The following is a 12601-nucleotide window of genomic DNA, read 5'->3' as shown; positions in this document are numbered from 1 at the left end:
CCCGCAGCGGTTTGCCCGGACTATCCGATCCGTCCATTCGCGACAGGCTTCAGCAGGTCCAGCGCGCGGCCGAGGGTGTCCAGCCGCGCTTGGAGCGTCTCGCCGGCCGGGTAGAGCCGGACCGTGTCGATGCCGGTGTCGCGCCAGACGCGCAGGCGTTCGCGGACCATCTCCTCGGTGCCGATCAGCGTGGTGCCGAGCACCATCTCGTCGGTGACGAGCGCCGTGGCGCCGTCCCGGTCCCCGGCCTGCCAGCGCTCGCGGACCTCGGCGGCGACGTCGGCCCAGCCCTGGCGGCTGTAGGCGTTGTTGTAGAAGTTCGTGGTGGCCGAGCCCATCCCGCCGAGGCTGAACGCGAGTTCCCTCTTGCGGCCGCCGACCATCGTGCGCAGCTCGTCCTCGTTCGCCGCGAAGGCGACTTCGGCGCCTTGGCAGACGTCGATGTCCGCGCGCGTGCGGCCCGACTTCGCGAGGCCGGCGTCGAGGTGGGTGAAATACGCGTCGGCGCTTTCGGGGACGAAGCTGGTGCCGAGCCAGCCGTCGGCGACCTCGCCGGTCAGCTCGAGGAGCTTCGGCGAGAGCGTGGCCAGGTAGATCGGGATGTCCGGGTTCGGCTCGGTCGACAGCCGCATCGGACGCGTCTCGCCGGGAAGCGGGATCTCGAAAGCCTTGCCGGAGAAGGAGATCTTCTCGCCCGCGAAGGCCTGGCGGATGATTTCGACGGTTTCGCGCATCCGCGTCAGCGGCTTGGCGAACGGCACGCCGTGCAGGCCTTCGATCACCTGCGGCCCGGACGGGCCGAGACCCAGCGCGAACCGGCCGCCGGACAGGTCGGCGAGCGTCAGCGCGGCCTGCGCGATCGCGACCGGCGTGCGTGTGCCGAGCTGGACGATGCCGGAGCCGAGCCGGATCCGGTCGGTGCGCGCGGCGAGGTAGCCGAGCGCGGACAGCGCGTCCGAGCCCCAGGCCTCGGCGACCCAGCAGACGTCGAGGCCGAGCTTTTCCGCCTCCAGCACGAAGTCCAGCGTCACGGGAGTGTCGCGGGAGAACTCGACCGTCGTCGCGGTCTTCACGAGCCTTCGACCCGGTCCTTGATCGCGGCGAGGTTGCCGGTCATCGCGGTTTCGAACTCGCGGAGCCGCACGAAGACGATCTTCTGTTCCTTTTCGGGCATCCGGTCGATGGCGAACGACAGCCCGGACCGGCCCGGGCCCAGCTGCATCCACTGCGAGAGCCGGGTGCCGCCGTTGTCGGGTTCGAGGGTGAACTTCCAGACCGAGCTCGGCTCGGCCGGATCCTGCACGGCCCAGGCGAACACCCGCGGCGCTTCGCACTCGACGACGTACGACGTCGTCTCCCATTCGCCGAACGCGTCGTGCTTGCTCCGGCCCACGAACTTGCGACGGGTCTCACCGTCGCACCACTCGACGGACTGCAGTTCCGAACTCAGGGAAGGCATCAGCCCGATGTCCGAGACCACCGGCCAGACGGCCTCGGGGGCGGCGTCGATCCAGGTCGAGACCTCGGCCGTGGGCTTGTCCGCGTACCGCGCGCCGGTCCACTCCATCGTGGTCGCCACTCCTCTCGGTGAGCTTCTGACCACGATAGTTGCGTAGGTAGACCCGGCTGTCAATCTCACTCCTGCCGGGCGAAGCGCTCCTCGACGTCCGCGCGCTGCGCCAGCCGGGCCGGGAAGCCGGGGCCGCGGCGCATCCGCGTGTCGTCCGGCGTCATCGGCTCGGCGCACTCGGCGCAGACGATCTCGGCGTGCGTGTCGTGCCCGCAGGCCAGGTGGTGCACGGTGATCGGCGTGCCGCCCTCGCCGGCGAGCCACTTGTCGCCCCAGCGGGTCATCGCGAGCAGCACCGGGTAGAAGTCGCGGCCCTTCTCGGTGAGCACGTAGTCGTAGCGCACCGGCTCGGTCTGGTAGGCGACCTTCTCCAGCAACCCCTCGTCGACCAGCCGCTTGAGCCGGTCGGCGAGGGTGTTGCGGGCGATGCCGAGCGCCTGCTGGAACTCGTCGAAGCGGCGGACGCCGTAGAAGGCGTCACGCAGCACCAGCGGCGTCCACCAGTCCCCCAGCAGATCCATGGTGCGCGCGATCGAGCACGGCCACTGCGCGAACGAGGTCCGTTTCATGCGGCCGAGGGTACGCCGTCTTCCGGAGAGACTCAGCAGGTCAGCCGCATGACCACCCGCCGCGCGGTCGGGCGGCTCACCTCCGTGAACCCCGCGGCGGCGAAGACGCCGGAGGTGCCGACGAACAGCTCGCCGGGCCAGGCGAGCTTCTCCCCCGGCTCGACGAGCATCGGGTAACCCTCGACCGCCCGCGCCCCGCGTTCGCGCGCGAAGCCGACCGCCGCCCCGGCCAGCGCGGCGCTCACGCCGCGACGCCGGAAGCCTTTGCGGGTCACGAAACACGTCACCGCCCAGACGCCGTCGTCCGACGGGTCCTCGTCGCGGCCGGCCCAGACGAGGCGGCTGCCAAGGAGCCGCCGGTACGCGGTGCGCGGCTCGACCGCGCACCACCCGGCGGGCTCGCCGTCGACGTAGGCCACGAGCCCGGTCGCGTGCTCGGCGGTCTGGGTCCGCAGCCGTTCGGCGCGCTCTTCCGCGGTGCCCGAGCGCCACTGCGCGGGCGTGTCCTTGAAGTACTGGCACCGGCAGCGGGCCGGGTCCCCGCGGTCGCCGAAGATCGCCTGCAGGTCCGCCCAGGGCGCCTGGTCCACGGGTACGAAGGTCAGCGCCATGCCCCGAAGCTAGACCAGGTGACCGGTCGTGACGTCCACGTGGTCCGGGACCTCGTCGTGCTGGTCGCCGACCGAGAGCGTGCCCGCCGGCTCGACCAGCAGCACGCTCGCGCCCGCCTTCGACGACGGCTTGTGGAACGTGCCCTTCGGCACGACGAAGACCTGGCCGCTTTTGAGTGTCACCACCCGTTCCGACGGGTCGCGCAGGCCGATCTCGATCTCGCCGTCCAGCACCAGGAAGAACTCGTCGGTGTCCTCGTGGACGTGCCAGACGTGCTCGCCGGCGAACCGCGCGAGGCGAATGTCGTAGTCGTTGACGCGGGTGACGATCCGCGGGCTCCAGACGGCGTCGAAGCTCGCCAGGACTTCGGTCAGGTCGATCGGGTTCATGCCTGCCATGGTCGGCCTGGCGGGTGAGCGGCACGAGTGCCAGGAATCGCACATGCCGCAAGAATTCTCTCACCGGGTCGTCGCGATCGTGACCGCGGAGTCGAACCCGTTCGAGATGGGCGTCGCGACCGAGCTGTTCGGGCTGCGGCGGCCGGAGCTGAACCGGCCCTGGTACGACTTCGCGCTCTGCGCCGCGACCCCGGACGTGCGGATGAACCTGGGCATGTTCACGCTCTCCGGCGTCGCCGGGCTCGAGGCCGCCGACACGGCGGACACGCTCATCGCGCCGGCCCGCCCGGACACCGGCGTGCCGACCGACCCGGCGATCATCGCGGCGATCCGCCGGGCCGCGGCCCGGGGCGCCCGGCTGGTCAGCTTCTGCACCGGCGCGTTCGCGCTCGCCGAGGCGGGCGTGCTGGACGGCCGGCGCGCGACCACGCACTGGCGGTGGGCCGCGGAGTTCGCCGAGCGCTTCCCGGCCGTGCGCTGGGAGCCGGACGTCCTGTTCGTCGACGAGGGCGACGTCCTCACGGCGGCGGGCAGCGCGGCCTCCCTCGACCTCGGCCTCCACCTCATCCACCGCGACCACGGCGCGGAAGTCGTCAACGCGGTCAGCCGCCGCCTGGTGTTCACCGGCCACCGCGACGGCGGGCAGCGGCAGTTCATCGCCCGGCCGGTGCCGGCGGTGCCGGACACCTCGCTGGCGCCGCTGCTGGCCTGGGCCCTCGAGCGGCTGGACACCCCGCTGACGGTGGCCGACCTGGCCGCGCGGGCGGCGACCAGCCCGGCGACGCTGCACCGGAGGTTCCGCGCTGAGCTGGGGACGACGCCGCTGGCGTGGCTGACGACCGAGCGGGTGACGCTGGCCTGCCGTCTGATCGAACGCGGCGAGCTACGGCTGGACCGGGTGGCCGAGGCGAGCGGCTTCGGCACGGCGGCGAACCTGCGGCTGCAGCTGAGACGCCACACGGGTCTCAGCCCGAGCGCGTACCGCCGCCGCTTCGGCCCGGCCCTCGTGAGTGGTGATTAGGGTTCTAACCCGAATTACCACTCACGACGTCTTGGAGCGCCTTGGCCAGGGCGTCCTCTTGCAGCCGCGCCGGGTAGCCGCGGGGGTCGGCCGCCGCGAGGACGTTGAGGCCTTCCACCAGCGCCACCAGGCTCTTCGTGGTCAGCTCCAGGCGGTCGTCCGGCCATTCCGGACGGCAGGCCGCGATCAGGCGCCGGACGCGGGCGAGGAACGAGTGGTTCGCCGCGCGGTGGCGCTCCGCGAGGTCGTCGTCGGCGAGGGCTGCCGCCAGGAAACCGACCCAGACGCTCGACTCCTCGTGGTGGCCGTGGGGCAGGTCGATCGCGCAGCCCAGGACCGCGCGCAACGCGGCGGGGGCGTCGACGGCCGCTGCTTCGGCCGCGTCCGCGCGGATCGCCGTGCGCTCGTAGAGCAGGTCGCGCGCGTGCAGCAGCAGAGCCTTCTTCGTCGGGAACGTGTGCAGGACCAGGCCCGTCGTGCAGCCGGCGCGCTCGGCGACCGCGCGCAGTGTCAGGCCTGGCAGGCCCGCCTCCGCGAGGACCTGCCACACCGCGTTCGACAGCAGCTCGCGCTGCGCGTCCACGTCACGCTGTCTCGGCACCCGGAACCTCCTTCCCCGGTAGCGTAACAGGTGCTACGGTAACGCTTGTTACGAAATGGAGGGGTGTCCGATGACCAACCTCGGCACGAGCGAAATCACGCCCGTGAGCTGGGACGATCCCGACGCCGTCCGGCTGCGCGAGGCCCAGCGCGTCGAACTCGACGCCCGCTACGGCACCGACGACCACGAGCCCGGCGCGCTCCCCACCGCCGAGACCATGGCGGTGTTCCTCGTCGCGCGCGACAGCGAAGGCACCGCCGTCGGCTGCGGCGGGCTACGGCCGCTCGGACCGGACACGGCCGAGATCAAGCGGATGTACATCGACCCGGCCGCGCGCGGCACCGGCGTCGCGACCGCCCTGCTGCGCGCGCTCGAAGACCACGCGCGCGAACTCGGGATTCCGCGGCTGCTGCTGGAAACCGGCACCGGGCAGCCGGACGCGATGCGGTTCTACCAGCGTGAAGGCTACGAACCGATCGAGGCCTACGGGCCGTACCGCGGCGAATCGATTTCGCGCTGCTTCGCCCGGGATCTCTGAGCGCCATCGGTTTTCCGATGGCAGCAAGCGAGCAAGCTATTGGTTCGCGAGGACACCACGGGCCTACCGTCGAAGGCACGGCGGCCCAGGGTCGGGCCGCCGCTCCCGACTCAGACGGAGTTTCCCCTTGCGCATCAAGCACATCGGCGTCGCGCTGGCCGCGGCCGCCATGGTCGCCTTGTCGGCCACCCCGGCCGGCGCGGCACCGAGGATCGTGCCACTCGCCCCCGGGCAACAGCCCGAAAACATCGCCCTGGAGCCCGACGGCTCCGCGGACCTGACCTTCGCCTACACCGGCGAGATCGGCCGGGTCTCCCCCAGCGGCCAGGTCACCATCATCGCCCGGATCCCGATCCCCGCCGACGGGGACGTCCCGGTCGTCCACAAGAGACTGTTCCTCGGCGGCATCGTCCGTGCGCCCGGCGGTGACCTGTACGTCGCCGTCTCGACCGGCACCGCGGCCACCGGCCTCTACCGGGTCAGGGCCGGGGTGCCGCCGGTGCAGGTGGCGAAACTGCCGCCGTCCGGTTTCCAGAACGGCGTCGCGCGCGACCCGGCGACCGGCGACCTCTACGTCGCCGACTCGTTCGGCTCGACGGTCTGGCGGGTTTCGCGGGGACGCGTCACCGCCTGGGCCACCGGCGAGCTGCTCGCCCCGGTGAGCGGCTTCGGCGCCAACGGCGTCAAGGTCCACGACGGCGCGCTCTGGGTGTCCAACCTGGACCGCGGCACGCTCGTCCGCTTCCCGCTCAGAGGCGGCCCCGGCCGGGTCGTCACGTCGGGCCTCGGCCCAGTCGACGACTTCGCGTTCCACGGCGACACCGTCGTCGCGGCCATCAACCAGGACAACCGGGTCGTGACGATCGGCCGCGACGGCGTCAAGACCATCCTGTCCACTTCGGACGGACTGGCCAACCCGACGGCGGTCGCCGTCCGTGATGACACGCTGTTCGTCACGGACGGCGCCTACTTCGGCGGTTCGCCGAACCTGCTTCAGGCGACGCTCGCGGCGAACACGTGCAACGCCGAGTTCGCCGGCAGCGTCACCGCCACGACCTCCTTGCCCGCGGTCAGCGGGACGGAGTTCGCGAACACCCGGTACGGCGTGGTCGGGTAGGCCGTGCCGGTCCCGGTGTTCTTGCCCAGGACGGTCGCGACGGTCGTCGCGCCGTACTGGGCGGGGTCGGCGCAGCACCAGTTCGGGAACCCGAGGTCGGCCTGGCTGGTGCTGCCGTCGGCGTACTGGACGACGACCGTGCCCTTGGCGGTCCCGGTGCCCGTGCCGGCCAGCACCAGCTTCGCCCCGGTTCCGCGCACCGCGACGGTCTGACCGGCCGCGACGACGTTGTCCGGCTTCTCGCCCGAGGCGTCCGGCCAGGTCAGCGACGCGCCCAGAGCCGAGAACGCCGCTCCCGGCTTGAGACCGGCCTCGGCGAGGCCTTCGGCCCGGAAGCTGCTGCCCCCGCCGTCGAGATCACCGGCCGTCACGTGGGCCGCGTCGGTGACGCCGACGTTCGACGCGGCCGCCGCCAGGGACGCGTAGGGAACCGTGACGGTCGACGAGTCGACAGCCTGGTGCGTGTCCAGCCGCGCGCGGTAGGTCGTGGCCGCGGTGACCTGGTAGTCGGCCGGCTTCAACCCGGCGTCGGGGGTCAGCGTCACCGGCACCTTCACCGTCTGACCAGGCCAAACCCGCTTCGGCAACGCCGGGACGCCGGCGCGGAACCCGGTGCCCTTCACCGACAGCGCGACGTCCCGGACGGGCAGCGGCGTGCCGTTGGTGAAGCTGACCGTCGCCGCCGTGGGCCGCCCCGGCGCGGCCAGCGACGGCATGGTCAGCGTCGTCGTGCCGTTGTCGTCCTCGGGGAAGAACCCGCCGACCGCGCTGGCCCCGAAGAGCCGGACGTCCTGGCGGGCACCGGCGCCGACCGGCCCGGTCTTCACGCGCACGACGCCGTGGGCGGCGGTGTCGTACCACCAGCCCGAAGCCGCCTTGTCCAGCTCGGCCTTGCTTCCGTACTGCCGCAGGATCCCGGTGCCCGCCTGGACGAGCGCCGGCTTCGTTCCCGTGTGGACGGACAGCTGGTAGTTCCGCGCGGCCGGCCGGCCGGCGTAGGTGCCGGTGCTCGCGCCGATCCCGACGGTCACCGTGCCCGGGCCGGACTGGGGCGCGTCCACGGTGAACGTCTGCTTCGCCTGCTCCCCGCGCTGGTACCCACGGGTAACGCCGTCGTCCTCGGTGAGGGTGAAGCTGCCCTTGCCCTGCGGGTAGACGTCCAGGTCGAGTTCACCCTTGTCGCGCGTCTGCCACGACTTCGTGCCGTCGGCCCACATCGGCACCACGGCGCCGGCCCGGACGAACAGCGGGAGTGTGTCGAGCGGTGCGTCGTAACCGTCGATCGTGGTCGGGCCGGTGTAGGTCTTGCCGCTCCAGTAGTCGACCCAGGTGCCCTTGGGCAGGTAGATGCCGTTGCGCACGTTCGACTTCTCGTACACGGGCGCAACGAGGAAGTCGGTGCCGGACAGGAACTCGTACTTGGCCTTGTCGGTCCACACGTTCGGGTCGTCCGGGTACTCCAGGGCCAGCGGCCGGACCTGGCCGACGCCGGTCTGGTGCGCCTGCGCGGAGTAGCTGTAGGTGTAGGGCAGCAGGCGTTCCTTGAGCATGAGGTACTTGCGGTTGATCGAGGTGTACGGCTCGCCGTGGGCCCACGGCTGCTTGTCCGCCGACGCCCAGCCGTCCATCGTCATCGCCGTCGGCAGGAACGCCTTCCACTGCAGGTCGCGGACGTAGGTCTGCGGGCTGCCGCCGAAGATGCCGTCGATGTCGCCGGTGTTGTACGCGATGCCGGACGTCGTCGCGCCCGCGTACGTCGGGATCTGCCACTTGATGTAGTCGTAGGAGCCGGACTGGTCGCCGCTCCACAGCACGCCGCAGCGCTGGGCGCCGGCCCAGCTCACCGGCTGCCAGACGAACCCGCGGGCGTCGCTGTTGTCCTCGATGCCCTTGTAGGCGGTGTCGCAGGCGTCGAGCGCGAACTGGTAACCCGGGCCGACCCAGGCGACGTCCAGCTTGCGCACCCGCACCCCGGCCTTGACCTCTTCGGCCTCGTTGGGGACGCCGTTCTCGGTCCACAGCCCGAGCTGCATGGTGTCCTTGCGCAGGCCTTCACCGGTCTGCTGCAGGTTCTCGTAGCCGCAGCCGTAGCCGTCGTTGACCAGCATCCAGCCGTTCGGCATGTCGTGCGCGGCGTAGCCGTCGGCCACCTTCACCGCGTCGAGCGTGTGCCGCTCGCCGCGGTTGGCGTTGTGCAGGTAGCAGTCCGAATCGCCGGTTTCCAGGCCGTAGATCGGCGGCAGAAAGGGCTTCCCGACCAGGTCCGTGTACCCGCTGATGACGTCTTTGAGGTTGCCGCCGACGACGTAGGTGGCGTCGAAGCGACGCTCGTCGTGGGTGGTCTCGACCGGGTCGGTGAAGGAGTAGCTGCCCGGCGCGAAGGTGTTCCGCAGGACGCCGTAGCCCGCGGTCGAGGCGTAGAACGGCTGGGAGTTGGGCGCGCCGCCGTCGTTCCAGTTGTCGTCGGCGAAGATCTTGATCGTCTGGTCGCGGTGGCTGTAGCGGCCGTTCTGCTCACCGCCGCCGACGAACTGCTCCGACGCGGTCCGGGTCAGGCTCTGCGTGGTGGTCGAGCCGGTCCAGGACAGCGGCGCGGACTCCGCCCAGAGCTGCTTGCGGTCCGCGCCGTCGTAGAGGGCGAACTTCAGCGGGTGCTTGTACGCCCGCAATGTCGCTTTCGGGGAGGAGATGGCCCAGTACGCGCCCTTGTCGACGCGCTTCGGCGTGGCCGGGGGCGTGGTCTTCGGGAGGACGATCTTGCCGCCGGCGGGGTCGGTGAAGGACCCGTCGGGGGCGAGCCAGACCCGGACGGCGCCGTCGGCCGGGAAGCTCACGCGCACCGCCGCGCTCCCCGACGTCAGCGTCACCGTGGCGCCGTCGGCGGAGATCCCGGTCAGGTCGCCGAGCTGCCCGGAGGGCGCCGCGGGCGGGTCGGCGTAGGCCGTGGCGGGCGAGAGCCCGAGGACGGCGGCCGTCGCCAGACACCAGAGCGTTTGCGCAACTCTGCTCATTACTGACACCTTTCGCGCATCAACACGCATGTTGGAGTCTGTATAGCGCATGTTTCGCGCAGTGTCACCCACTGAACCGGTTCCGTCGCCCGACTCCCGACTTCCGTCGGCCTTCCGCTGTACAGTTACTCCGGGTACTTGAACGGCGTCTTAGAGGTCACTCGATCTGCAAATTGCAGATCGCATATCTCTGTCCATTCAGGACGATGACGCGCGCCGTTTCCCGTTGTCACACTTCAGGTTCCATTGCGCGTTTTCCGGCGTGCAACAGCACGTGCATCCGCACGACGCTCGCGCACGCAAGTTGTCAGCAAGTGATGAAGTTCTTGCTGTGAAACACTTTCCGCTGTAAGTTGACAGCCCACCGAAGGCTGGGGATCAGCCATCGGGGCTCGTGCTGCTCGACGGGATCGGGGAGGTGACCGGAGAGAGCGCTTACCGGCGGTCGGGTCGCCGTCGGGTGCAGGAGGGATGTCGTGCCGTGGTACGCCCAGGACAAGCAGTGTCCGACCGAGTGACAGAGCCATACTTGGTGGCACAGGACGCCATCGCCGAAGAGCTGCTACGCGGCAAGTGGTGCGTGTACCTGCACGAATGGCTGGGCGACGACGGCGATCTGCCGACGTGGCAGGCCGAGGTGGCCGCCAAAGCGTCACTCTCCGGAGTCGAAGTGTGCTTCGTCGAGATCCCGCGCAAGGACATGACGCTGATCGCGAACGTGCGGGCGCTGCCGTCCTTCGAGCAGGTCACGGAGTCGATCGCGGCGCTGGAGGACTACCGCGGCCGCGTCGACCGACAACGTTGGCATGGCCCAGCGGTACGCCGGTTGCCCCCACCGGAGTAGCAGCCTCGCGTTGCTGGGCCGCCAGGAAGTGCGCCGTCTTCGCCGTCGCGTCGTGCAGCGCGCGGTAGTGCTCGTAGAACTCCTGGTACCGCGTGACATTCGCCGGGTCCGGCGTCACCGTCGTCGCGATCGGGTTGCCGCGGGCCGGGTCGATCCCGGCGCCGGTCGCCTCCGCCGCCAGGAGCGCGTCGCCCAGGCAGGCGCCGATCGTCTCGGCCGGGATCTGCTGGGGCAGCCCCGTGACGTCCGAGACGACGCGCGTCCACAGCCCGCCTTGGTGCCGCCGCCGACCGCGACCAGCCGTGCGTGGTCGTCAGCCCGGCGAGCACGCCGCGCGCATCCGGGTCGAACAGCGGCGTCCGCTCCCCGGCGAAGTGCGGCAGCAGCAGGAGCCCGCGGCTGCCCGCCGGCACTTCCGCGGCTTCCGCGACCAGGTCGGCGTAGTCGCCGCCGACGAGCCTGCGCAGCCAGTCGGTGACCGCGCCGGACGTCGCCATGCCCGCGGCCAGTGTGAAACTGTCCGGCGTGACGCCGCGCGTGCCCCACAAGCCGGGGTGCGGCCGCGGTTCGGTGAACACCTGGACGAGGACCATCGTGGTGCCGTACATGACCATCACGTCACCCGGCTCGCGGACGCCGACGCTGGTCGCCTCCGCCCAGTCCTTCGCCCACTCGCCGGCCGCGAGGTCGTACAGCGGCGTGCACTGGCTGGCCGAGTGGTGGTCCAGGACGTACCGGCCGGTGAGCCGGTGCACCAGGAACGAGCTCGCCATCAGGAGTTTCTCCGTGCGCGCGTGGACGTCCGGCTCGTGCCGGGCCGGCCAGCGCACCTTGGGCCCGACGGCCTGGCTGGTCAGCGGCGAACCACCGCGCGCCAGGATCTCCCCGGCCCCGAGCTCTTCGTTCAGCGACGCGATCTCGGCGCCCGCCCGGGTGTCGACGCCGTAGAGGATGGCCGGCCGCAACGGATCGCCGTGCTCGCCGGCGGGCAACAGGCACGGGCCGATGCCGCTGACCTCCAGCCCGGCGAGCGGGCGGCCGCCGGCGGCGCGCAGCAGGTCCGCGACGATGGCGGTGAAGTCGGTCCACCACACGGCTTCGGCGTCGTGCTCCACCCAGCCGGGGTGGGGCGTCGCGACGCCGTGCCGATGTCCACGCCGAGCAGCAGCCCCGTCATCCGCCCCGCCACGCACCGCTGGTGCGGGAAATCGATTACCACCAAGCTATGGTGTGCTGGGAACACTGTCAACGACACGGGTGAACGAGGACGCGGGTGGCGACGATCTCCGATGTGGCGGCGCTGGCCGGCGTGTCCACCGCGACCGTGTCCCGGGCGCTCAACGGCAAGTCCACTGTGGACCCGGTGCTGGCCGAGCGGGTCGCGCGGGCGGTGGAAGAGCTCGGCTACACGCCGAACGGGCTGGCCCGCAGCCTGCGCCGCCGCGAGACGGCGGTGCTCGCGCTCATCATCTCCGACGTCGAGAACCCGTTCTTCACGGCGATCGCGCGCGGGGTCGAGGACACCGCGCAGGCCGCCGGGTTCTCCGTGATGCTGTGCAACTCCGACGAGAACACCGCGAAGGAACGCCGGTACGTCGAGGTCGCCGCGCAGGAACGGCGGGCGGGCGTGATCATGTCGCCGACCACCGGCGACAGCGACGTCCGCCCGTTGCTCGCGCACGGCACGCCGATCGTGACGGTCGACCGGCGCCTGGCAACGGCCGACTGCGACGCGGTGCTCGTCGATTCCCGCGTCGCGGCCCGGGATGCCGTGCGGCACCTCGTCGACCGCGGCTACGAGCGGATCGCCTGCGTCGCGGGGCCGTCGGGCATCACGACGGCGGACGACCGTCTCGACGGTTACCGCGACGGACTTCGCGACGCGGGCCGGAAACTCTCGACGCGGCTGGTGCGCCGCTGCGAATTCCGCGAAACCGGCGGATACGAAGCGGCGAAACAATTGCTGACGAAAGCCGACCCGCCGGACGCGCTCCTGGTGTCCAGCAGCACGATGGCGATCGGCGTGCTGCAGGCGATGGCGGAACTGGGTCTGCGTGCGAGCCGCGACGTCGGCATCGTCTCGTTCGACGACGCGCCGTGGACGACGCTGATTTCGCCGACCCTGACGGTGGTGGCCCAGCCGGCCCACGCGATGGGCCAGCTCGCGGCCCGGCTGCTGCTGGACCGCATCGGCGGCGGATCCCCCGCGACGACCACCACGACGATGGCGGCGCAGCTGATCGTCCGGGGCAGCTCCACGCGCTGAAAGCAAGGTTGACGAGTTCACGCGCGGTTGACTTCAACCATTCTTGAGCTTTTA

General features: G+C 71.1%; 11 protein-coding genes and 1 pseudogene. 4 read left to right on the top strand and 8 right to left on the bottom strand.

Annotated elements, in window-relative coordinates:
• Positions 1–20: 20 nt before the first annotated feature.
• The 5 genes from ACLJQZ_RS33425 to ACLJQZ_RS33405 form a co-directional block, all read right to left on the bottom strand.
• On the bottom strand, positions 21–1073 hold the full coding sequence (locus ACLJQZ_RS33425) for an LLM class flavin-dependent oxidoreductase (RefSeq protein ID WP_410623803.1): 1053 nt from the start codon (positions 1071–1073) through the stop codon (positions 21–23).
• Positions 1070–1567, bottom strand: coding sequence for an SRPBCC family protein (locus ACLJQZ_RS33420; protein WP_247056856.1), 498 nt, complete (start codon positions 1565–1567; stop codon positions 1070–1072). Before ACLJQZ_RS33420 ends, ACLJQZ_RS33425 begins: the two co-directional genes overlap by 4 nt.
• Positions 1568–1635: 68 nt before the next feature.
• Positions 1636–2139: a winged helix-turn-helix transcriptional regulator gene (locus tag ACLJQZ_RS33415; protein WP_410623802.1), complete on the bottom strand. Its 504-nt coding sequence runs from the start codon at positions 2137–2139 to the stop codon at positions 1636–1638.
• Positions 2140–2171: 32 nt separating this feature from the next.
• Positions 2172–2750: a GNAT family N-acetyltransferase gene (locus ACLJQZ_RS33410; protein ID WP_410623801.1), complete on the bottom strand. Its 579-nt coding sequence runs from the start codon at positions 2748–2750 to the stop codon at positions 2172–2174.
• A gap of 9 nt (positions 2751–2759) precedes the next feature.
• Positions 2760–3149 (bottom strand): cupin domain-containing protein, encoded by a 390-nt coding sequence (locus ACLJQZ_RS33405; RefSeq protein ID WP_410623800.1) that lies wholly within the window; start codon positions 3147–3149, stop codon positions 2760–2762.
• A gap of 43 nt (positions 3150–3192) precedes the next feature.
• Between ACLJQZ_RS33405 and ACLJQZ_RS33400 the strand changes: the two genes are divergently transcribed.
• On the top strand, positions 3193–4170 hold the full coding sequence (locus ACLJQZ_RS33400) for a helix-turn-helix domain-containing protein (RefSeq protein ID WP_410623799.1): 978 nt from the start codon (positions 3193–3195) through the stop codon (positions 4168–4170).
• Positions 4171–4174: 4 nt separating this feature from the next.
• Here ACLJQZ_RS33400 and ACLJQZ_RS33395 read toward each other — a convergent pair whose 3' ends face one another.
• Positions 4175–4771, bottom strand: a complete 597-nt coding sequence (locus ACLJQZ_RS33395; RefSeq protein WP_410623798.1) for a TetR/AcrR family transcriptional regulator — start codon at positions 4769–4771, stop codon at positions 4175–4177.
• A gap of 70 nt (positions 4772–4841) precedes the next feature.
• Here ACLJQZ_RS33395 and ACLJQZ_RS33390 point away from each other — a divergent pair, with 70 nt between their 5' ends.
• On the top strand, positions 4842–5309 hold the full coding sequence (locus ACLJQZ_RS33390; RefSeq protein ID WP_410623797.1) for a GNAT family N-acetyltransferase: 468 nt from the start codon (positions 4842–4844) through the stop codon (positions 5307–5309).
• 993 nt (positions 5310–6302) lie between these two features.
• Here the strand turns inward: ACLJQZ_RS33390 and ACLJQZ_RS33385 are convergent.
• Entirely contained in the window at positions 6303–9437 is a 3135-nt protein-coding gene (locus tag ACLJQZ_RS33385; protein WP_410623796.1) for a TIM-barrel domain-containing protein, read from the bottom strand.
• 532 nt (positions 9438–9969) lie between these two features.
• Here ACLJQZ_RS33385 and ACLJQZ_RS33380 point away from each other — a divergent pair.
• Positions 9970–10281, top strand: coding sequence for a hypothetical protein (locus tag ACLJQZ_RS33380; RefSeq protein ID WP_247056872.1), 312 nt, complete (start codon positions 9970–9972; stop codon positions 10279–10281).
• On the opposite strand, the pseudogene ACLJQZ_RS33375 reads toward ACLJQZ_RS33380, so the two are convergent.
• A pseudogene (locus tag ACLJQZ_RS33375) lies at positions 10277–11474 on the bottom strand (FGGY family carbohydrate kinase); the annotation flags it as partial. The gene ACLJQZ_RS33380 and the pseudogene ACLJQZ_RS33375 overlap by 5 nt on opposite strands.
• 80 nt (positions 11475–11554) lie before the next feature.
• Here ACLJQZ_RS33375 and ACLJQZ_RS33370 point away from each other — a divergent pair.
• Positions 11555–12547 carry a LacI family DNA-binding transcriptional regulator gene (locus ACLJQZ_RS33370; protein WP_410623795.1) on the top strand — a complete coding sequence of 331 codons (993 nt, stop codon included), beginning with the start codon at positions 11555–11557 and terminating at the stop codon, positions 12545–12547.
• Positions 12548–12601 lie beyond the last annotated feature (54 nt).

It is taken from the genome of Amycolatopsis sp. cmx-8-4, from assembly GCF_046548675.1.
Taxonomy (GTDB): domain Bacteria; phylum Actinomycetota; class Actinomycetes; order Mycobacteriales; family Pseudonocardiaceae; genus Amycolatopsis.
This window is presented reverse-complemented; position numbering and strand designations above follow the sequence as displayed.

What these genes read in the sequence shown, in the direction of transcription:
- ACLJQZ_RS33410 (WP_410623801.1), bottom strand. Translation starts at nt 2,750, where the DNA reads ATGGCGCTGACCTTCGTACCCGTGGACCAGGCGCCCTGGGCGGACCTG.
- ACLJQZ_RS33415 (WP_410623802.1), bottom strand. Translation starts at nt 2,139, where the DNA reads ATGAAACGGACCTCGTTCGCGCAGTGGCCGTGCTCGATCGCGCGCACC.
- ACLJQZ_RS33420 (WP_247056856.1), bottom strand. Translation starts at nt 1,567, where the DNA reads ATGGAGTGGACCGGCGCGCGGTACGCGGACAAGCCCACGGCCGAGGTC.
- ACLJQZ_RS33390 (WP_410623797.1), top strand. Translation starts at nt 4,842, where the DNA reads ATGACCAACCTCGGCACGAGCGAAATCACGCCCGTGAGCTGGGACGAT.
- ACLJQZ_RS33385 (WP_410623796.1), bottom strand. Translation starts at nt 9,437, where the DNA reads ATGAGCAGAGTTGCGCAAACGCTCTGGTGTCTGGCGACGGCCGCCGTC.
- ACLJQZ_RS33405 (WP_410623800.1), bottom strand. Translation starts at nt 3,149, where the DNA reads ATGGCAGGCATGAACCCGATCGACCTGACCGAAGTCCTGGCGAGCTTC.
- ACLJQZ_RS33400 (WP_410623799.1), top strand. Translation starts at nt 3,193, where the DNA reads ATGCCGCAAGAATTCTCTCACCGGGTCGTCGCGATCGTGACCGCGGAG.